We start from the raw sequence: 19053 nt of genomic DNA on the forward strand, positions 1-19053 counted from the left end.
AGGAATTCCTCCGGTTGAAGTGACAGATGACCGGAAGTTTTCCTATACTTGAGGACATGAGCACCGTCATCCCTGCGCCCGCGGCATCCGAGACCGCGTCCGGAGTCGAGACCTCTGCCGAGTGGCTGGCCCTCAAGGAGGCCGCCGTCGAGATCCAGAGCCTCCAGGTGAAGGACGGCTCGATCCCCGATCCGCAGGCGCACGCGCGGGCGCGCGCACTCGTGACCACCGTCATCGAGGCGATCACTGCGCTCGCGCCGCGCTTCCCGCACGACGAGGCGTACCTCGCCACATCCGTCGTCGACCTTCGCCGCTGGGCGGACGGCGGCTTCGCCGAGCCCGACTTCCTCGACTCGCTCGTGGCCTTCCAGCCGCAGGAGCACCGCATCGACGGCCTTCGCCACCTCGTCGTCTTCCCGATGTACACCCAGAACGGCTCGCCGAACCGGCACCTCGAGGCCGTGCTCGTCGAGGTCATCTGGCCCGAGTTCATCGCTCAGCTCGAGACCGAGTACACCAACCGTCTCTTCCTGTCGCTGCGGCTGCTGGATTTCACCCCGGGCTACGACACCAACAGCGCTGTGCTCTTCCCCGAGACCGTCGCGATGCGGGAGCTCCCGACCTTCACCTGGGGTGCGATCTTCCAGGACCGCGAGGCCGCGCGCTACCGACGGGTCACCCGCGCCGCCGCGGAGATCACCAAGCTCGACCTGCCCGCCGATGCCGCACGCATGCTCGACGACCAGCGGCTGACCGAGAAGACCTTCGTCATGTGGGACCTCATCCACGACCGCACCCACATGCGCGGCGACCTGCCGTTCGACCCCTTCATGATCAAGCAGCGCATGCCGTACTTCCTCTACTCGCTCGAAGAGCTGCGGTGCGACCTCACCGCGTTCCGCGAGTGCGTCGGGCTCACCGCGCGCCTCCGGGCGCGGATCGAGGCCGGAGAGACCCTCGACGACACCGATGCCGAGACCCTCGACCACGCGATTCTCGTGCAGTACGCAGTCATCTTCGACCGCATCTTCCGCTTCGCGATCACCGGCTCGCGGGTACGCAACTACGACGGGCTCGGCGGCCAGCTGCTCTTCGCGTGGCTCCACCAGCGCGGCGTGCTGCACTGGACCGACACCTCGCTCGCGTTCGACTGGGAGGGCGTGCCGGCCGCGGTCGTCGCCCTCGGCGACGCGATCGACGAGCTGTACTGGCGCTCGATCGACCGGCCGAAGACCGCCCACTGGCTCGCCGCCTACGACCTCGTGCGACAGACCCTCACCCCGCACCCCGCGTCGCGCTGGGCGCGCGGCCTCCCCGACGACATCCTCGCGGGCGCCCCGAAGGGCTACACCGACGCGGTTCTGGACGACGAGTTCCCGCTGTCGATGTTCTTCGAGGCCCTCGAGAAGAAGATGCGCTCGGTGATCGAGTCCACGGCCGGCATCCGGGGCACGGATGTCTGACCCCGTCGCCGGCCGGCTCGTCCTGCTGGCGGGCGGCACGAGCACCGTGGGCCGTCGAGCGGCCGAGGCACTGACCGTCGCGGGCGCCCGCGTCGTCGTCGCGGGCCGCGATCCCGAGAAGCTCGCGGCGCTGGCCGCCGAGGTGCCCGGGATCGCGACCGAGACCGTCGACCTCACCGACGAGGCGGCGGTGACCGCGCTCGCAGAGAAGGTGCACACCGCGCACGGCCGCGTCGACGGCATCCTGCACCTCGTCGGCGGATGGCGCGGGGGCGGCGGGCTCGCCGGCCAGAGCGACCCTGACTACCGCGTGCTCGAGACGTCTCTCACCGCGCTCCGTCACACCACGCGCGCGTTCTACGACGACCTGGTGGCCTCGCCCGCGGGGCGGCTGGCGATGATCTCCTCGACGGCGGTCGCTCGCCCCCTGGCCGGCGGCGCGAACTACGCCGCGGTGAAGGCGGCGAGCGAGGCATGGACCCGCGCCGTCGCGCAGGGGTTCGCGAAGGCCGCGAGGGATGCCGGTGAGCCGGCGTCGAGCGCCGCGGTGATCTTCCGCGTGAAGAGCCTCGAGGGCCTCGAGGAGCAGGTCGCCGCCGCCTTCGTCGCGCTGTTCGCGGCCGATGCGTCGTCGGCGAACGACGAGGTCGTCACGCTCGACGCCTGAGCGGTACACCTAGGCTTGATCGACGTGACGACCATCCACGACACCGCCGTGCGCGGCTTCGCCTCGGACAACTACTCCGGCATCCACCCCGAGGTGCTCGCGGCCATCGCCGCCGCCAACGAGGGCCACCAGATCTCCTACGGCGAGGACGTGTACACCGAACGCCTCCAGGAGGTGTTCACCGCGCACTTCGGCGAGGGCGTCGAGGCGTTCCCGGTGTTCAACGGCACGGGTGCCAACGTCGTTGGGCTGCAGTCGATGCTTCCGCGCTGGGGCGCGGTGATCGCGGCATCCAGCGCCCACATCAATGTCGACGAGGGCGGGGCTCCCGAGCGCGTGGCGGGCATCAAGCTCCTCACCGTCCCCACCGAGGACGGCAAGCTCACGCCCGCGCTGATCGACCGCGAGGCGTGGGGCTGGGGCGACGAGCACCGTGCGCAGCCGCTCGTCGTCTCGATCACGCAGTCCACCGAGCTCGGCACCCTGTACACCCCCGACGAGATCCGGGCGATCGCCGATCACATCCACCCCCTCGGGATGCGGCTGCACCTCGATGGGGCGCGCATCGCCAACGCTGCGGCCGCCCTAGACCTGCCGGTGCGCGCGTTCACCCGCGACGTCGGCGTCGATGTGGTGAGCTTCGGCGGCACCAAGAACGGCGCGATGCTCGGCGAGGCGATCGTCGTCCTGGACCCCGAGGCATCGGCGGGGCTCACGTACCTCCGCAAGCTCAACATGCAGCTGGCGAGCAAGATGCGCTTCGTCTCGGCGCAGCTGGTAGCCCTCCTCGAGGGCGACCTGTGGCTGCGGAACGCCCGCCACGCCAACGCCATGGCCCAGCGCCTGCGCGCCGGCGTCGAGGCGGGCCTGGCCGACGGGTCCATCGCCGGGGTGGAGTTCACCCAGCCCACCCAGGCCAACGGCGTGTTCGCGATCCTCCCCGAGGGGGTCGCCGACCGGCTGCGCGAGAGGTTCCGCTTCTACGACTGGGACGCCGCGCGCCGCGAGGTGCGGTGGATGTGCTCGTTCGACACCACGGAGGACGACGTCGACGCCTTCGTCGCGGAGCTGTCGCGGCTCACCGGCGGAGCGTGATCACCCGCGCCCGAGCGCGACGACGATCACGAGGCTGAGGAGCCCGGCCGGGTCCGGCGCGAGCAGTTCACTCACCGCTCCCTGCGCCGCGCATAGGCCGCCGCGCTCCGGCTCGACAGGGCGAGGAGGATCAGGATGTCGATCCCCAGCGAGATGAAGGTCGTGGTGATCTCGATCTCCTGGTCTTCGACCCACCACCGCACGAACGCCGCCGAGATCGTCAGCGCCGCGAAGACCATGACGAGCACCCGCGCCCAGTTCACCCCGAGGAAGACCAGCAGCGCCAGCGTCGCCTCGACGGCGAGGAACAGACCGCTGAGGACCGCGAAGAGAAGGTAGGTGCTCTGCTCCACCCGGTCGGGCACGTCGTCGCCGCCGATGATCGCGGCGACCTCCCCCACCCATTCCGGCCACACCCCCGACGACGCGATGACCCACGCCACCCCGGCGAGAACGCCGAGGACGACGAGAAGCGCGCCCGCGACGATCGACGGTGGGCGCTTCATGCCCGGGTCGTATCCGGTCGGCTGGAGCAGACGCTCGGCGGGCTCGAACGCCACGCGCTTCTTGGGGTGATCGGTGCTCTTCACGCGCTCACCTCACCCGCGGCCCGCGCGGACGGGGCCTCCGGTACGCGCACGGCACGCACGTCGACGACGGGCAGGTCGCCATCGGTCCGGATGCTGTCGCCGCCGCCATTTCGCGAGTGGTAGCCGGTGGAGAAGTCGGCGATGACGTTCACGGTGATCTCCCGCGCCCCCTCCCGCAGCGACCGGACGATGTGGTCGCGCTCGATGTCGGTGTCGGCATCGATCCGGTGCGTGATCTGCAGGGTGAACAGCGACAGCCCCACGGCGGTGTCGAAGGTGCCCGCCGCCAGCCAGTCGACCCGGTACCCGCCGGGCAGGAGCCAGTCGTCGGGGCACCGCCAGAACCGCACGTGGTGGCGCTTGGCGGGGTTGCCGTCGACCTCCTGCTGGAAGGCGAAGTCCTGCTGCCGCCCGAAGAGGAAGAGCGGACTCACCGGCGCCTCGCCGTAGCTGCGACGCGAGAGGGTCGAGGTGACGATGCGCCACGACGAGGCGAGGGTGACGGGGTCGGCCTCGGTCCAGCGCGCCACGCGCAGCGCGGCCTTGATCTGCTCGGCCTCACCGAGGAAGGCCAGGTTGACCGGGTCGCCCAGCAGCCCGTCGCTCGTGCGGGTGCGGCCGATGAAGTAGTCGGGCACGTAGATCGTGGTGAGGATCCGGTGCAGGCGCGGCAGCACGAGGTAGGCCAGGAGCACCCAGAAGGCGATGGCGACGAGGAGGCCCCACCAGCCCACGCGGAACGACTCGGTCAGGCTGAGGTAGGCCAGCCAGATCGCGGCGAGTCCGGCGAAGACGAAGAAGAACCAGTCGACCGCCGCCCCCCGCGAGATGCGGCGACGCCGCGCGCGCTCCGACCTCGGCGACACCGACATCAGCCCCAGAGCGGCCGAGACGGCTCGAAGGCGAACGCGTCGGCGACGATGCCGGGGGAGACGTCCTTTAGCCGTGCGGGGCTCCACCGCGGCGAGCGGTCCTTGTCGACGAGCTGCGCGCGGATGCCCTCGACGAGGTCGGGCTGCGTCGCGGCGAACCACAGCACCAGGCCGTACTCCTGCGCGAGCGCGGCGCGGAGGCCGGGGAGGCTGCGGGCCCGGCGGACGGCCTCGAGCGTCACGGTCAGCGCGGTGGGCGAGAGCTCGCCCAGGGTGTCGGCGGTCGCCGCCGCCTCCGGCTCGGGTCGGGCGCGCAGGCGCTCGATGATCTCGGCCACGGTGTCGGCGGCGAAGGCGTCGTCGATCCACGGCCGGGACGCCGCGAGCGACGGTGCCCCGGCGGTGTCGTCGAAGAGGAGCACGATCTCGGTGGGGCTGGCCGGGTCCGCGCGATTCTGCAGAGCCTCCCGCAGGGGTTCCAGGGTGTCGGCGGCCACGAGGTGGTCGGCGAAGCCGGCGTACAGGGCGTCGGCGGCGTCCATCGTGCGACCGGTGAGGGCGAGGTACTCGCCGACGCGGCCGGGTGCGCGCGCGAGCAGCCAGGAGCCCCCGACGTCCGGGGTGAACCCGATCCGGGTCTCGGGCATCGCCAGCTGCGAGCGCTCGGTGACCACGCGCACCGCCGCGTGCCCGGCCAGGCCGATCCCGCCTCCCATCGTGGCGCCGTCGGCGAGCGCGACGATCGGCTTGGGGTACTCGGCGATCCGCGCGTTCAGCGCGTACTCGGCGCGGAAGAAGACGCCCGCGGCATCCGGATCTCCGCTGAGGATCTGCTCCCGCAGCCCCCGCACGTCTCCCCCGGCGCAGAATCCGCGGTCGCCTTCGCCGTCGAGGACGACCAGATCCACCCCCGGATGACGCTCCCAGGCGTCGAGCGCCGCGTGCAGGTCGTGGATCATGCCGAGATCCAGCGCGTTGATCGCCCGCGGACGATTGAGCGTGAGGCGACCGAGGCCGTTCGCGACGCGGGTCAGCACGTGAGAACGGTCGGTGTCGATCACACGTCCACGTTACCCGCCGCGGGCCTTTTCGCCCGGAAAGGGGTGATCGACCAAGATGGGAGGGAACGGCTTTCCACGACGAGGGGACTTCGGCATGCCCGACGGACACGTGCTGGACTTCTCCGGGGTGACCAAGCGGTTCGGCGCCGTCGCGGCGGTCGACGGGTTCACGGCGCGGGTCGAGCCCGGCGTCGTCACCGGATTCCTCGGTCCGAACGGGGCCGGCAAGACCACGACGCTTCGGATGCTGCTCGGTCTCGTACGTCCCGATGCCGGGGCCGCCCTCATCGGCGGCGAGCGCTACGCGCAGCTGCGACACCCGCTGCAGACCGTCGGCGCGGTGCTCGAAGCCTCCAGCTATCACCCGGGCCGCAGCGCTGCGAACCACCTGAAGGTGTATGCGCAGGCGGCGTCGCTCCCGGAGTCGCGGGTGGACGAGGTGCTGGGTCTGGTGGGACTGGCGGATGTCGCGGGCCGGCGCATCGGCGGATTCTCCCTCGGCATGCGCCAGCGCCTGGGGCTCGCGTACGCCCTTCTCGGCGATCCGGGGGTGCTCGTTCTCGACGAGCCCTCGAACGGGCTCGATCCCGAGGGCATCAAGTGGATGCGCGGGTTCCTGCGCCAGCTCGCCGGCGAGGGCCGGACCGTGTTCGTCTCGTCGCACCTGCTCGCCGAAGTGGCGCAGACCGTCGACGCGCTGCTGATCATCTCCCGCGGCCGCCTGGTGTTCCAGGGCGAGATCGCCGACCTCGCCGACCCGTCCGAGTTCGCCACGGTCGTCGACGCCCCCGACCGCGCCGCGCTCGTCGCCGCGATGGCCGCGGCGGGGATCGAGGGCGAGGTGCTGCGCACCGGTCTCACCGTCCGTGGGCATTCGACCGAGGAGATCGGCCGCGTCGCCGCCGAGGCAGGCGTCGCCCTGTCGTCGCTGCAGCGCAAGGGGCCGGCGTTCGAAGAGGTCTTCCTCGAACTGGTCAACGGCGTGCGCACCCACCCGAGCGCCTCGGGAGCGCCGCCGGCGCCGGACGCGGCACCTCCGGCCGAGCAGGAACCCGGGCCGGAACCCACGCTGGATCGCGAACCCGAGCCGGCGCCTCGGCCGGGGAACGCGGTGGAGCGCGCCCCTGCGTCCGACCCCCGATCCGCCCCCGAGTCCGAACCGTCCGCCGCCTCCCCCGAGGCCGATCGTTCCTTCTCGGTCGCCAGCACCGGCGTGATCGACGTGATCCGTCCCGAGGATGACCGTGTGAACGGCGACCGCCCGAGCGATGAGGGAGACCCGCGATGAGCCTGCTCGCCGCCAGCCGCTCCGAAAGCACGAAGCTGTTCACCACGTCGATCTGGTGGGTGCTCGCCATCGTTCTCGTGGGCTACGTCGGGTTCAACGCCGCCGCCCTCGCCTTCGTCTTCTCCGCCGCCTCGACCGGGGCGCTCGGCGGGGAGGGTGCGCCGCCGACGCCGGCCGACGGCATCCCGTCGCTCCTCTACAGCACCGCCACCGCCGTGGGCTACGTCTTCCCGCTCCTCATCGGCACCTTGATGGTGACGAGTGAGTTCCGTCACAAGACGCTCACCTCCACCTTCCTGGCCACCCCCCGCCGTGGACTCGTGCTCGGCGCGAAGCTCGTCGTCGGCCTCGCCGTCGGGCTCCTGTTCGGCGTGCTCGGCGTCATTGCGGCCGTCGGCCCGTCGGCGGCCTTCCTCGCGGGCTACGGCCTCGACACCGACCTCACCTCGGGCGACACCTGGGCCCTCATCGGACGGATGCTCGTGGCGTTCGTGGTGTGGGTGTGGGTCGGCATCGGGGTCGGCGCGCTTGTACGCAACCAGGTCGGAGCCATCGTCGGGGTGCTCGTCTTCACGCTGTTCCTCGAGCCGATCGCGCGCTTGGCGGCATCCTTCGTCGACGGGCTCGGCGACGCCTTGCGGTTCCTGCCCGGCGCGGCCGGCGACGCCCTGGTCGGGGAGAGCATCCTGACCGCGGCCTCGGGAGCCGGTGGCGCCGAGCCCCTGGCGTGGTGGGCGGGCGGCCTCGTGCTCGTCGGCTACGCCGCGGTGCTCGTCGTGCTCGGGCACTTCGTGAGCTGGCGCCGCGACGTCACGTGACCCGCGCGCTCAACGCGGTCTGGGTGCGGGCGGCGGTCAGGGGGCGGGTGCAGGTGCCGGGGAGGGTGACGGCCGCCGACGCGGCTTCTTCCGCACCGGGGGCGCCACGGTCTCGATCGGTCCCGTGGCGGCGATGATGTCGACCACGTCGGTGGGGGTCGCATCGGTGTCCAGGCGCAGTGCCTGCGCGAGCGCGACACCGTGGCGCGTCGTGAGGATCACCCGCGCGTACTCGGGATGCCCTTCGAGGTCGATGACCACGCCTGCGCGACGGCGCCGGACGATGACGAAGTCGGCGCCCTCGGCGAGCTTGAAGGTGCCCATTGCGACCATGCCGGGGACGAACGTGCCCGGGCTCGCCGCTCCGCGCAGCCACGTCCACGGATCATCCGTCAGCTGCACCTTCGTGATCGCCGACCGCTCGATGAGCACATTCCCCTTGCGGAATGACAACGCGCGCTCGGTGACCGACAGCGCGACTTCGAGCCGCGTCGAGTCGAGCAGCAGGGTCACCATGCGACTAGTCTGCCAGCGCCCGCCGGGCACCCGAGAACGCTTTTGCTCACAGAGCCGCAACGATCCCCGCGCCCGGCTGTCGGGCGACGGTGCAAGACTGGGATGGTGACCCTGCTCGATCCGGTCCGCACCTCCCGACTCTCCGCCCGCGACGTCCTCGCGCGAGCGGAGTCCGGTGCGCGACTCGGCGTCGACGAGGCCGAGACCCTGCTGCAGGCCGAGGGCGCCGATTTCGAGCGGATGCTGGAGCTCGCCGCATCGATCCGCACGGCGGGTCTGGATGCCGCCGGGCGCGGGCGCGTCCTGACCTACTCGCGGAAGGTGTTCGTCCCGCTCACCACCCTCTGCCGCGATCGCTGCCACTACTGCGTGTTCGTCGACACCCCGTCGCAGCTGCGGAAGAAGCACAAGCCGGCCTTCATGTCTGCCGAACAGGTGCTCGCCGTGGTGCGCCAGGGACAGGCGATGGGGTGCAAGGAGGCGCTCCTGACCCTGGGCGACCGTCCCGAGGAACGCTGGCCCGAGGCACGCGAGTGGCTCGACGAGCATGGCTTCGCCTCGACGCTGGAGTACGTGGGTCACATCGCGCGGCTCATCACCGCCGAGACGGGCATGCTCGCGCACCTCAACCCCGGCGTGATGTCGTTCGAGGAGCTCGAGGTGCTCCGCCCCACCGCGCCGTCGATGGGCATGATGCTCGAGACGACCTCGCGGCGCCTGTTCGCCGAACCCGGGCAGGTGCACTACGGCTCGCCCGACAAGGACCCCGCGTTACGCCTGGCCGTGCTGGAGGACGCCGGGCGCGCCCGGGTGCCGTTCACCACCGGCATCCTCGTGGGGATCGGCGAGACGATCCGCGACCGCGCCGAATCGCTCGTGGCCATCCGCGCCGCCGACGAGGCCCACCACGTCGACGGGATCGGGCACATCCAGGAGGTGATCGTGCAGAACTTCCGGGCCAAGCCCCGGACGGCGATGCAGGGCGCCCCCGACGCCACGATGCGCGAGTACGTCGCGGCCGTCGCCACCGCGCGGCTCGTGCTGGGGCCTGACGCGCGGGTGCAGGTGCCCCCGAACCTCTCCGACGTCCGCGAACTCGAGCTCCTCGTCCGCGCCGGCGCCGACGACTGGGGCGGGGTCTCGCCGCTCACCGCCGATCACGTCAACCCCGAGCGGCCGTGGCCGCAGATCGACGAGCTCGCCGCGCGCACGGCCGAGTTGGGCTTCACCCTCGCCGAGCGCCTGACCGCCCAGCCCGAGTACGTCACCGCGGCGACGCAGTGGATCGACCCGGGCCTGCACGAGGCCGTCGCACGCCTCGCCGACCCGGCAACGGGCCTGGCGAAGCCCGACACGTCGCCGCAGGCGGTATCCGGTCAGCCGCTCCGCACCGTGCTGCACCTCTCCCCCGTCGGCGGCGCGGGCGACCTCGGCCGGCTGCTCGAGCGGGCCGCCACCGATCCGCTCGCGGTCGACGACGCCGAATGGGAGCGTCTGCTGACGACGACCGGAACCGAGCTCGACGCACTCACGGCGACCGCCGACGACGTGCGCCGGTACACCGTGGGCGAGGCGGTGAGCCTCGTAGTGAACCGCAACCTCACCTCGACCGGCTTCCGCGCCGCCGGCGGCACAGGCCCCGAGACGTTCGACCTCGACGACGTCGCCGAGATCGCCGCCGACGCCCGGGAGCTCGGCGCCACCGAGCTGTGCATCCAGGGGCGACTGCCCGACGAGGAGCGCGCGGAGTCGTATCTCGAGATCGTGCGGGCCGCTCGCGCAGCGGCGCCAGCGCTGCACGTCCACGCCTATCGTCCACAGGACGTGTGGGATCTCGCCGATCGTGGCGGACTGGGGCTCGCCGGCGCGCTCGCCGGCCTCCGGGCGGCCGGAGTCGACACCGTGCCCGGCACCGGCGTGAAGGTGCTGAGCGAGCGGGTGCGCGCCGAGATCGCGCCCGGTGACCTGGAGATCGACCGGTGGGAGGAGGGCATCACCGCTGCCCATCGCGCCGGATTCCGTTCCACGTCGGTGCTCTTCTACGGTCACGTCGAGACCGCCGCCGACCGCATCGCGCACCTGCGCCGACTTCGGGAGCTGCAGATCGCCGGGGGCGGCGGGTTCACCGAATTCGTTCCCATCCCCCTCCCCGGCCCCGCCGGAGGAGTGCCGCTCGTGACCGGGCGCGCCGAGATCGACGAGCACCGCGCGATGGTCGCGGTGTCGCGGCTGCTGCTGTCGGGGAGCATCCCGCACATCCAGATCCCGTGGACCCGGGTCGGACGTGCCGACGCCGCGGTGCTCCTCGGGGCGGGCGGTGACGACCTCGGCGGAACGCTCCTGGACGGACGGGTCAAGCCCGCGGCGGGCATCGAGCACGGCCAGGAGTTGCCGGTCGAAGTCGCCGCGGCGATCGCCGCACGCCTGTTCCGGCCGTTCCGGCTGCGCACGACCGATTACGGCACGCCGCGGCATCCCCTCTCCGGCGTCGGGGCGGTCGAGTGAGTCCCTCCCCCGCATCGCCGCTCCCGCTGCCGCGGACCGCCGAGGTCGTCATCGTCGGCGCCGGATTCGCCGGCATCGGCATGGCGATGGCCCTTCGCCGCGCCGGGCACGACGACCTCGTGATCCTCGAACGCGGCGACGCGGTCGGGGGCACGTGGCGCGACAACACCTATCCGGGCGTCGCGTGCGACGTGCCCAGCCACCTGTACGGCTTCGCCGCGCACCCGAACCCCGACTGGTCGGGCGTCTTCGCCCGGGGCGACGAGATCCGCCGCTACCTCGACGACGTCGCCGACCGCGAGCGGCTCCGTTCCCGGATGCACCTGCGCACGCCGATGCTCGGCGCGGAGTGGGACGATCGCGTCGCGCGGTGGCGCGTGCGCACGCCGGCCGGCGACATCGTCGCCGAAGCGCTCGTCCTGGCCTGCGGACGGCTCACCGAACCGCTCATCCCCGAGGTCCCCGGGCTCGAGACCTTTCCCGGACCCCTGTTCCACTCGGCACGATGGGACCACACGGCCGACCTGACCGGCCGCCGCGTCGCTGTGGTCGGCACCGGCGCGAGCGCGGTGCAGCTCGTCCCCGAGCTCGCCCGGACAGCGGCACACGTGACGCTCTTCCAGCGGACACCCGCATGGATCGTGCCGCGGGAGGCGCGGGAGTACACCGGCGCCGAGCGCGCCCGCTTCGCCGCGCACCCCGAGGAGCTCGCGCGCCTGCGCGACGAGCTGTACCGCGAGGGCGAGCGACGCTTCGCCTCGCGGTCGGGCGACGCCGCGGCATCCGACGCAGCCCGCGAGATCGCGCTGGCCCATCTCGACCGGCAGGTCGCCGATGCGGCACTTCGCCGCGCCCTCACCCCCGACTACGCGTTCGGCTGCAAGCGCGTTCTGCTCTCGGATGACTTCTACCCCGCCGTCGCCTCCGACGCGGTCACGCTCGAGCCCTCGGCGCTCGCGTCGGCCGACGGCACGACGCTGGTCGCAGCGAGCGGTCGGCGGGTCGAGGTCGATGCGGTCGTGCTCGCCACCGGATTCGCCTCGACACGCCAGCCGTACGCCGAGCTCGTCCGCGGAGAGGGCGGCACCACCCTCGCTGCCCACTGGTCGGCGGGGATGAGCGCCTTCGCATCGACCGTGGTGAGCGGGTTCCCGAACCTCTTCGTGCTGAACGGGCCCAACGCGTCGCTCGGACACAACTCGTCGGTGCTGATGATCGAAGAGCAGGCGGCCTACGCCGTCTCGGCGCTCGAGCGCCGCGCGGTCGCACCCGCCGGCGTGCTGCGGGTGGACCCCGCCGCCGAAGAGGCCTACATCGGCGAGATCGCCGCCGCCGCGGCATCCACCCCCTGGCTCTCGGGCGGATGCCGCAACTGGTACGTGGACGAGCGGTCGGGGCGGCTGACGCTGCTGTGGCCCGGGACGGTCGAGGCCTTCCGGCGGCGGCTGGCGCAAGCGGATGGATCGGAATTCACCGGCACACCGGTGGGAGCACGAGGAAAGGAATCGACATGACGGTACCGCTGAGGTTCGGATACAAAGCATCGGCGGAGCAGTTCGGCCCGACCGAGCTCGCCGACTTCGCCGTGCTCGCCGAGGAGATGGGGTTCGACTCGGTCTTCGTCTCCGACCACTTCCAGCCCTGGATGCACGAGGGCGGGCACGCCCCGGCCGCCATTCCGCTGCTCGGAGCCGTGGGCGCACGGACCTCGACCATCATCATGGGCACCTCGGTGCTCACCCCCACCTTCCGCTACCACCCGGCGGTCGTCGCGCAGGCGTTCGCGACCCTCGGGGTGATGTTCCCGGGCCGCGTGGTGCTCGGCGTCGGCACGGGTGAGGCCCTCAACGAGGTGACTCTCGGGCTCGAGTGGCCCGACCCGCCCGAGCGGTTCCAGCGCCTGAAGGAGTCGATCCAGCTCATCGAGAAGCTGTGGGAGGCCGAGCGGGTGACCTTCGAGGGCACCTATTACTCCGTGGACGGGGCGACGGTGTACGACCGGCCCGATCAGAAGGTGCCGATCTACGTCGGCGCCTCGGGCCCCGCCGCCACGCGTCTCGCAGGCCGGATCGCGGACGGGTACATCACCACGAGCGGCAAGGACCCCTCGCTGTATACCGACACCCTGCTGCCGGCCCTGCGCGAGGGGCTGGAGAAGGCCGGTCGTCCGGAGGACGCGATCGACACCCTCATGGAGGTGAAGGTCTCGTACCACCCCGACCGCGCCACCGCCATGGAGAAGACCCGCTTCTGGGCGCCGCTGGCGCTCTCGCCCGAAGAGAAGCGCGACATCCACGACCCGATCGAGATGCAGCGCCGGGCTGCCGAGCTGCCGATCGAACGGGCCGCGTCGCGGTTCATCGTCTCCACGGATCCCGAGGAGCACGTCGAGCGGATCGCCCGCTACGTCGACCTCGGGTTCCGTCACCTCGTCTTCCACGACCCCGGCCACGATCAGGCCGAGTTCCTGCGGACCTACGGCGAGGAGATCCTGCCGCGACTGCGCGACCGCTTCGGCGACGCGTGACGTCGTCGCGTGTGCCGGACGCGCCATCCGGCTGGGTGGTCGTCGTCCCGGTGAAGGGCACCACGCGGGGGAAGTCGCGCCTCAGCGTCGACGGGGTCGATCGCGTCGCCCTCGCGCGGGCGATCGCCCTCGATACCGTCGCCGCCGCAGCATCCTGTCCTCAGGTCGAGAAGGTGATCGTCGTGACCGATGAGGCGACGCTGCCCCTGCACGCCGCCGACATTCCCGGACTGAGGTTCATCCCCGAGGGCGACGCGCGGGGGTTGAACGCCGCGATCGCCGCCGGCATGGCTGCCGCCGGAGAGGGGATGCCGCGGGCCGCGCTCCTCGGCGACGTGCCGGCGCTGCGCGGTGAAGACCTCGGCGTCGCGCTGCGGGCGGCCGCATCGGTGGACCGCGGAGTCGTCGCCGACGCCGAGGGCACCGGTTCGACTCTCGTGACCGCGCGGGCGGGTGTCCCCTGGGAGTCGGCGTTCGGCGACGGGTCGTTCGCGGCACATCGCGCGCTCGGGTGCGCAGTGCTGGAGGTGCCGGATGACTCGACGCTCCGGCGTGACGTCGACACCGCCGACCAGCTGCGCGATGCGGCGGCGATCGGCCTCGGGGAGCGGACGTCGGCGGTGCTCGGATGAGCGGGTACGAGCCGGGGTTCCTCGGGGTGGAGGTGCCGTTGCCGACGCGTGCGGGAGGGGGCGGTCGGCGGCTGGACTACCCGAGGTTCAGCGTGGTGCTGGACGCGCAGCGGCGGCTCGCCGCCGTGACGGCGGTGAACATCGACGGCGCGCGGCTGCTCGATCTGCCCCGCACCGGCGAGTGGCGACTCGACCCGCGCGCGCCGGCGGACGAGCAGACCGGACCGGAGGTGTACGCGCGCAACGACCTCGACCGCGGGCACCTGGTGCGGCGGCGGGACCCGGGGTGGGGGACGGCCGCCGAGGCCCGCGAGGCCACGGAGGCGACCTTCTTCTACACCAACGCTGCGCCGCAGGCCGCGGACTTCAATCAGTCGAAAGAGCTGTGGCTCGGGCTCGAGGATCACGTGCTCGCGTTCGCCGAGGCGTCGGACCAGCGGATCAGCGTCTTCACGGCTCCGATCTTCGGTGACGACGACCCGCCGTACCGCGGCATCCAGGTGCCGCTGCGGTTCTACAAGATCGCGGCGTGGGTCGGGGCCGAGGCGCTCGAGGCGGCGGGTTTCGTGCTGGACCAGTCGGAGCTCGTCGACACTCGTCAAGGGGTGGTGGCGGTCGATCGGCTGGGCGGCTTCCGGACCTTCCAGGTGCCGATCTCCGACATCGCGGCGGCGACGGGGCTGGATTTCGGACCGCTGGTGGATGCGGATGTGCTCGAGATCGCGGGCGCGCGGGCGGAGGGATGGCGCGAACTCGGCGGGGCGTCGGACATCCGGTGGGGGCGCGGTTGAGTTTTTCTTCGTAACTCTCTTCGGTTACGTGCGGGCTGATGTGAACTCAGTGTCGGAACCCTCTGCGATGATGTCGGTAAGTCAGAGACGGGGATTGCAGTGGACGCGGACGAGAAGCGGCGGCGGGCGGAGGACAAGCGCGCCGGGGTGTTCGCGGATGAGCTGGCTCGGTTGCAGCGGGCTGAGGCGAAGCTCGCGGCGAAGAAGACCCGGCTGCTCGCGGACGCGTATGCGTTGACGTTGGAGCAGCGGTCTCGGGTGGGGTCGGCGTCGTCGAGGGAGCGGGATATCCCGCTGCGGTCGATGGCGTTGGAGTTGGGGATGGCGGTGCGGGTGAATGACCGGTCGATGCAGTCGCAGATGCATGACGCGTACGAGCTGATCGAGTTGTTCCCGGCAACGATGGAAGCTCTTTCGGAGGGGCGGGTGACCAGGGCGCATGCGCAGGTGATCCAGGACGCCGGGCGGGTGATCGAGGACCCCGTGGATCGAGCGGACTTCGAACGGATCGTGCTCGTGGAGGCGGAGCGGCAGAGCGTGCCGCGGACGAAGAAGTACGCCCTCCAACGCGCCGCGGTGTTGGATCCGAGGCCGTTGCAGGAACGTCACGACACCGCAATCCGGGAACGGCGGGTGTGGGTCACCGACCTCGACGACACAATGTCGACCCTCACGATCCTGGGCAGCAACGTGTACATCCACGGGGTGTACAACCGGCTCACCGGGCAAGGCACCACCATCAAAGACGTCGACCGCGCGAAGCGGCGCGAGTATGCCGTTGCGCAGGGTGAGGCGGCGAAGACGGAGGGGAGCGGGGCAGGGTTCGGCCTCGGCGGCGACGGTGGGGGCCAGGAGAACGTCGATGCCGGCGACGCGGAGCCGTGGTTCGATGACCGGTCGTTGGATGAGATCCGCGCTGACCTGGCCCTGGACATGCTCCTCACCGGGTCCCCCACGATCGACCCCACCGATGGGGCGAAGGGCGGGCTCGGGGCCATCACCGCCGAAGTGCAGATCACCATCCCGATCACCACATTGACCGGAGTCACCAACTCCGGCGCCGAATTGAACGGGATCACCCCAGTGGACCCCGAGACCGCGAGGCGGATGGCGGGGACGGCGAGGGTCTGGGATCGGGTGATGACCGACCCCATCACCGGCGTGGTCACCGCGGTGGACCGGTACGTGCTTCATCCGTCGCAGACGAGGTTCCTCAACGCCCGGGACGTCACCTGCCGCACGCCGGGATGCCGGAGACCCGCGAAACTCTGCGACAAAGACCACTCGAAGGACTTCGCGTTAGGCGGTCCAACGTCCAACGACAACCTCTGCAACGAATGCGCCAGGCACCACACGCTCAAACACGCGACGAACTGGCATGTCGAGCAACTCCCCGGCGGGGTGCTGACGTTCACCAGTCCCGGCGGGAAGACATACGAGAGTCATCCACCCTCACGCGTCGCATTCGTCCCCACCGACGACGGCGGCTACGGCGTCGCACCCTTCTGACCCGGTTCCGGCGCGTCGGCAAAGGATCACGCGGGCGTCGCGACGACATCCCTCAGCCAGCCGTGGGCGCGGGAAAGGAGCGCCCGAGCCGGTTCGGTGTCACGAGCCCAGCTTTCAAAACCGTGCGGACCGCCTGGCACGACGTCGAGGGTCGTCGGCACGCCGGCGGCGGAGAGCCGCCGGGCGAATTCGCGCACCTCCGGGAAGAACAGTTCGATGTCACCGACCGCGAGGTAGGTCGGTGGGAGCCCCGCCACATCCACCGCTCGGGCCGGCGCGGCGTACCGGGGTACGTTCGCTCCGCCCGCGCGATCACCGAGGTAGGCCGTCCATCCGGCGCGGTTGAAGCGGTTGTTCCACACCGGATGATCGATCTCATCGAGCGTCCGATCGGCGGCAGTCCCATCATCGATCATCGGCGCGAAGAGCCACTGCCCGATCGGCTGCACTCCGGCCTCGTCCCGGATCCGCTGCACCAGACCTGCGGCGAGGCCGCCGCCCGCGCTCTCTCCGCCGATGACGATCCTCGCGCGCTCGACACCCAGATCGACGGCGTGCGACTGCACCCAGCGCCAGCCGGCATGGACGTCCTCATGGGCGGCGGGGAACGGATGCTCGGGTGCGAGGCGGTAGTTCAGCGAGACGACGACGATGCCGAGATCGCGCGCTGTCTCGGCGCACAGCCTCTCGTCCTGGCGGGCATCGCCGATGAGCAGACCCCCGCCGTGGACCCAGAGGAGCGCTGCATCGCCCACACGCGCCCGGGGCCGGTACACGCGAGCACGCTGCCCGGCAATCCGGATCGGCACCACCTCGACGCCGTCGCGCCGCGGGACGGGCAGCACCCGAATGCCCGCCCGCAGCAGGGAGCGGATCCAAGGCCGCGAGACGTCCGGAAGACGCGTCCGGCGCGTCGCCGCCCGCAGCGCCGGGTCCACCCGATCAAGGTCCATCGTCACCTCTCGGCCCGGCCCTCCGGTCCGCTCGCCGAAGCGCCTCCCTCACGAGTATCTTCATCGCGTGACCGAAGGCAACAGCGCCGCCCCCGACCATACGACCTGCGCGATCGTGGGGGGCGGCCCCGCGGGCATCGTGCTCGGGCTGCTGCTCGCCCGCGCCGGAATCGAGGTGACGGTTCTCGAGAAGCACGCCGACTTCCTCCGCGACTTCCGCGGCGATACGGTGCACCCCGCCACGCTCGGACTCCTCGACGACCTCGGCCTGTTCGAACAGTTCGACGCCCTTCCCCACTCGAAGCTCCGTCGCGCCTACTTCCCGGGACGCGACGGCTCCGACGTCTTCGCCGATTTCGACAGGCTGCCGGTGCGCCATCCCTACATCGCCATGGTGCCGCAGTGGGACCTGCTCGACCTCCTCGCCGACACCGCCGCCGCCGAACCCACCTTCACACTCCGGCGGGAACACACCGTGACGGCGGTGACACGGCGGGGCGGCCGGGTGACCGGTGTGGCCTACACCTCACCGGACGGCGAGGGCCGGCTCTCCGCGGACCTGGTGGTGGGCTGCGACGGCCGGTGGTCGACCGTGCGCCGAAGCGTCGGGCTTCCGGTGCGCGAGATCCCCGTCAGGTTCGACGTCTGGTGGTACCGGCTGCCGACCGACCGACCCCTGCCCGAAAGCCTCCTCCCCCGCGTGCGGGATGGCAGGGTCGCGATCGGCATCCCGCGCCGCGGTTATGTGCAGGTGGCCGCTCTCGGCCCGAAAGGCACCGACGCCGAGGTGCGCTCTCGCGGCATCGGCGCCTTCCGCCGCGACGCTGCCATCCTCTTCCCCGAACTCGACGACGGTGTCGACGCGCTCTCGAGCATGGACGATGTGAAACACCTCGATGTGCGTCTCGAGCGTCTCCGCCGCTGGCACGCGAACAACGTGCTCTGCATCGGCGATGCCGCTCACGCCATGTCGCCCGTCGGCGGCGTGGGCATCAACCTGGCGATTCAGGACGCCGTCGTCACCGCCCGCCTCCTCGCCGGCCCCCTCGCCCGCGGGGAGCTCGACCGTCCAGGCGGCAGCCGGGTGCTCGCCCGGGTGCGCCGGCGTCGCCTGCCGGCGGTGGCCGTCATCCAGACACTCCAGCGGATCCTCCATGCACGCCTCATCATGCCGGCGCTCGGCGGTGATCCGCTCGATCCGCCCGCCTGGCTTCTGCGCCTCGTCCGCGTCGTCCCGGCCGTGACCGCCCTCCCCGCCTTCCTGATCGGAGTGGGTGTCAGGCCCGAGCGGGCACCGAGCTGGGCGCGGCGTCCCGACGGCAGCCCGCGCGTCAGACGCGCGACTCGGTGAGCTGCGCGCGCAGCTCGAAGGGCTCCGACCCCGAGAACGCGGTGACCAGGCCCGCGGTCAGCGTGTAGACAGCGAACTCGGCGACGTTCACATGGCGCCGCGTCGGCGCGATGCCCTCCCAGACCCCCGCATGAGTGCCGCTCCCCCGCACGAGTGCGGCGATGCGATCGTCCTCGGCAACCACCTGGATGATCCGCCACCGCCAATCGGGGAACGCGTGGAAGAGATCGTCGAGGTCGGCGATCCAGGCCTCGACACCCGCCGGCCGGTGGGCGCGGCGCACCTCGGCGTGCACGAGGCCGCGGATCGCGTTCAGGTCGTGGCGATTGGCCGCATCGATGTAATCCGCGAACCACTCGTGCAGCTGCCAGGGTTCCACCGGTCCATTATCGTCGGGCGCCCGGGCCCGTCAGGG

Annotated in this window: 18 protein-coding genes; 12 read left to right on the plus strand and 6 right to left on the minus strand. The window is 71.5% G+C overall.

The window, feature by feature from the left end:
- Positions 1–56: 56 nt before the first annotated feature.
- From T9R20_RS15275 to T9R20_RS15285, 3 genes are read left to right on the plus strand one after another with little or no spacing between them, the layout of a single operon-like run.
- On the plus strand, positions 57–1463 hold the full coding sequence (locus T9R20_RS15275) for a DUF6421 family protein (protein WP_322410173.1): 1407 nt from the start codon (positions 57–59) through the stop codon (positions 1461–1463).
- Positions 1456–2130 carry an SDR family oxidoreductase gene (locus T9R20_RS15280; RefSeq protein ID WP_322410174.1) on the plus strand — a complete coding sequence of 225 codons (675 nt, stop codon included), beginning with the start codon at positions 1456–1458 and terminating at the stop codon, positions 2128–2130. The genes T9R20_RS15275 and T9R20_RS15280 overlap by 8 nt, the downstream gene beginning before the upstream one ends.
- A 24-nt stretch (positions 2131–2154) precedes the next feature.
- Complete coding sequence (locus T9R20_RS15285) at positions 2155–3225, plus strand: low specificity L-threonine aldolase (protein ID WP_322410175.1); 1071 nt, start codon at positions 2155–2157, stop codon at positions 3223–3225.
- Between the two features lie 71 nt (positions 3226–3296).
- On the opposite strand, the gene T9R20_RS15290 is transcribed toward T9R20_RS15285, so the two are convergent.
- Genes T9R20_RS15290 through T9R20_RS15300 form a run of 3 tightly spaced genes read right to left on the minus strand, consistent with a single transcriptional unit; the run spans position 3297 to position 5748 of the window.
- Entirely contained in the window at positions 3297–3815 is a 519-nt protein-coding gene (locus tag T9R20_RS15290) for a hypothetical protein (protein ID WP_322410176.1), read from the minus strand.
- A complete protein-coding gene (locus T9R20_RS15295) occupies positions 3812–4681 on the minus strand; it encodes an LssY C-terminal domain-containing protein (RefSeq protein ID WP_416182918.1) in 870 nt (289 codons plus the stop codon). Before T9R20_RS15295 ends, T9R20_RS15290 begins: the two co-directional genes overlap by 4 nt.
- A gap of 5 nt (positions 4682–4686) precedes the next feature.
- Entirely contained in the window at positions 4687–5748 is a 1062-nt protein-coding gene (locus tag T9R20_RS15300; RefSeq protein WP_322410179.1) for an enoyl-CoA hydratase/isomerase family protein, read from the minus strand.
- A gap of 94 nt (positions 5749–5842) precedes the next feature.
- Here T9R20_RS15300 and T9R20_RS15305 point away from each other — a divergent pair, with 94 nt between their 5' ends.
- Positions 5843–7036: an ATP-binding cassette domain-containing protein gene (locus tag T9R20_RS15305; RefSeq protein ID WP_322410180.1), complete on the plus strand. Its 1194-nt coding sequence runs from the start codon at positions 5843–5845 to the stop codon at positions 7034–7036.
- Positions 7033–7854, plus strand: a complete 822-nt coding sequence (locus T9R20_RS15310) for an ABC transporter permease (protein WP_322410181.1) — start codon at positions 7033–7035, stop codon at positions 7852–7854. The genes T9R20_RS15305 and T9R20_RS15310 overlap by 4 nt, the downstream gene beginning before the upstream one ends.
- 36 nt (positions 7855–7890) lie before the next feature.
- On the opposite strand, the gene T9R20_RS15315 is transcribed toward T9R20_RS15310, so the two are convergent.
- Positions 7891–8370 (minus strand): hypothetical protein, encoded by a 480-nt coding sequence (locus T9R20_RS15315; protein ID WP_322410183.1) that lies wholly within the window; start codon positions 8368–8370, stop codon positions 7891–7893.
- A gap of 105 nt (positions 8371–8475) precedes the next feature.
- On the opposite strand from T9R20_RS15315, the gene cofG reads away from it, so the two are divergent.
- The 6 genes from cofG (at position 8476) to T9R20_RS15345 (ending at position 16334) form a co-directional block, all read left to right on the plus strand.
- Positions 8476–10875, plus strand: a complete 2400-nt coding sequence (gene cofG / locus T9R20_RS15320; RefSeq protein ID WP_322410185.1) for a 7,8-didemethyl-8-hydroxy-5-deazariboflavin synthase CofG — start codon at positions 8476–8478, stop codon at positions 10873–10875.
- On the plus strand, positions 10872–12389 hold the full coding sequence (locus tag T9R20_RS15325; protein ID WP_322410187.1) for an NAD(P)/FAD-dependent oxidoreductase: 1518 nt from the start codon (positions 10872–10874) through the stop codon (positions 12387–12389). The genes cofG and T9R20_RS15325 overlap by 4 nt, the downstream gene beginning before the upstream one ends.
- Positions 12386–13402 (plus strand): glucose-6-phosphate dehydrogenase (coenzyme-F420), encoded by a 1017-nt coding sequence (fgd, locus tag T9R20_RS15330; RefSeq protein WP_322410188.1) that lies wholly within the window; start codon positions 12386–12388, stop codon positions 13400–13402. Before T9R20_RS15325 ends, fgd begins: the two co-directional genes overlap by 4 nt.
- Before the next feature lie 11 nt (positions 13403–13413).
- On the plus strand, positions 13414–14034 hold the full coding sequence (gene cofC / locus T9R20_RS15335; RefSeq protein ID WP_322410189.1) for a 2-phospho-L-lactate guanylyltransferase: 621 nt from the start codon (positions 13414–13416) through the stop codon (positions 14032–14034).
- A complete protein-coding gene (locus tag T9R20_RS15340) occupies positions 14031–14825 on the plus strand; it encodes a DNA/RNA non-specific endonuclease (RefSeq protein WP_322410190.1) in 795 nt (264 codons plus the stop codon). Before cofC ends, T9R20_RS15340 begins: the two co-directional genes overlap by 4 nt.
- Before the next feature lie 99 nt (positions 14826–14924).
- Positions 14925–16334: an HNH endonuclease signature motif containing protein gene (locus T9R20_RS15345; RefSeq protein WP_322410192.1), complete on the plus strand. Its 1410-nt coding sequence runs from the start codon at positions 14925–14927 to the stop codon at positions 16332–16334.
- 26 nt (positions 16335–16360) lie between these two features.
- Here T9R20_RS15345 and T9R20_RS15350 read toward each other — a convergent pair whose 3' ends face one another.
- Positions 16361–17287, minus strand: a complete 927-nt coding sequence (locus T9R20_RS15350) for an alpha/beta hydrolase (protein WP_322410194.1) — start codon at positions 17285–17287, stop codon at positions 16361–16363.
- A 67-nt stretch (positions 17288–17354) separates the two neighbouring features.
- Between T9R20_RS15350 and T9R20_RS15355 the strand changes: the two genes are divergently transcribed.
- Complete coding sequence (locus T9R20_RS15355) at positions 17355–18638, plus strand: FAD-dependent oxidoreductase (RefSeq protein ID WP_322410196.1); 1284 nt, start codon at positions 17355–17357, stop codon at positions 18636–18638.
- Here T9R20_RS15355 and T9R20_RS15360 read toward each other — a convergent pair.
- Positions 18619–19017, minus strand: a complete 399-nt coding sequence (locus T9R20_RS15360; RefSeq protein ID WP_322410198.1) for an ester cyclase — start codon at positions 19015–19017, stop codon at positions 18619–18621. The two genes, T9R20_RS15355 and T9R20_RS15360, sit on opposite strands and share 20 nt — an antisense overlap.
- Between the last annotated feature and the right edge of the window lie 36 nt (positions 19018–19053).

It is taken from the genome of Microbacterium invictum, assembly GCF_034421375.1.
Lineage (GTDB): Bacteria > Actinomycetota > Actinomycetes > Actinomycetales > Microbacteriaceae > Microbacterium > Microbacterium invictum_A.

What these genes read in the sequence shown, in the direction of transcription:
- T9R20_RS15275 (WP_322410173.1), top strand. Translation starts at nt 57, where the DNA reads ATGAGCACCGTCATCCCTGCGCCCGCGGCATCCGAGACCGCGTCCGGA.
- T9R20_RS15310 (WP_322410181.1), top strand. Translation starts at nt 7,033, where the DNA reads ATGAGCCTGCTCGCCGCCAGCCGCTCCGAAAGCACGAAGCTGTTCACC.
- T9R20_RS15305 (WP_322410180.1), top strand. Translation starts at nt 5,843, where the DNA reads ATGCCCGACGGACACGTGCTGGACTTCTCCGGGGTGACCAAGCGGTTC.
- T9R20_RS15340 (WP_322410190.1), top strand. Translation starts at nt 14,031, where the DNA reads ATGAGCGGGTACGAGCCGGGGTTCCTCGGGGTGGAGGTGCCGTTGCCG.
- T9R20_RS15315 (WP_322410183.1), bottom strand. Translation starts at nt 8,370, where the DNA reads ATGGTGACCCTGCTGCTCGACTCGACGCGGCTCGAAGTCGCGCTGTCG.
- T9R20_RS15280 (WP_322410174.1), top strand. Translation starts at nt 1,456, where the DNA reads ATGTCTGACCCCGTCGCCGGCCGGCTCGTCCTGCTGGCGGGCGGCACG.
- fgd (WP_322410188.1), top strand. Translation starts at nt 12,386, where the DNA reads ATGACGGTACCGCTGAGGTTCGGATACAAAGCATCGGCGGAGCAGTTC.
- T9R20_RS15350 (WP_322410194.1), bottom strand. Translation starts at nt 17,287, where the DNA reads ATGGACCTTGATCGGGTGGACCCGGCGCTGCGGGCGGCGACGCGCCGG.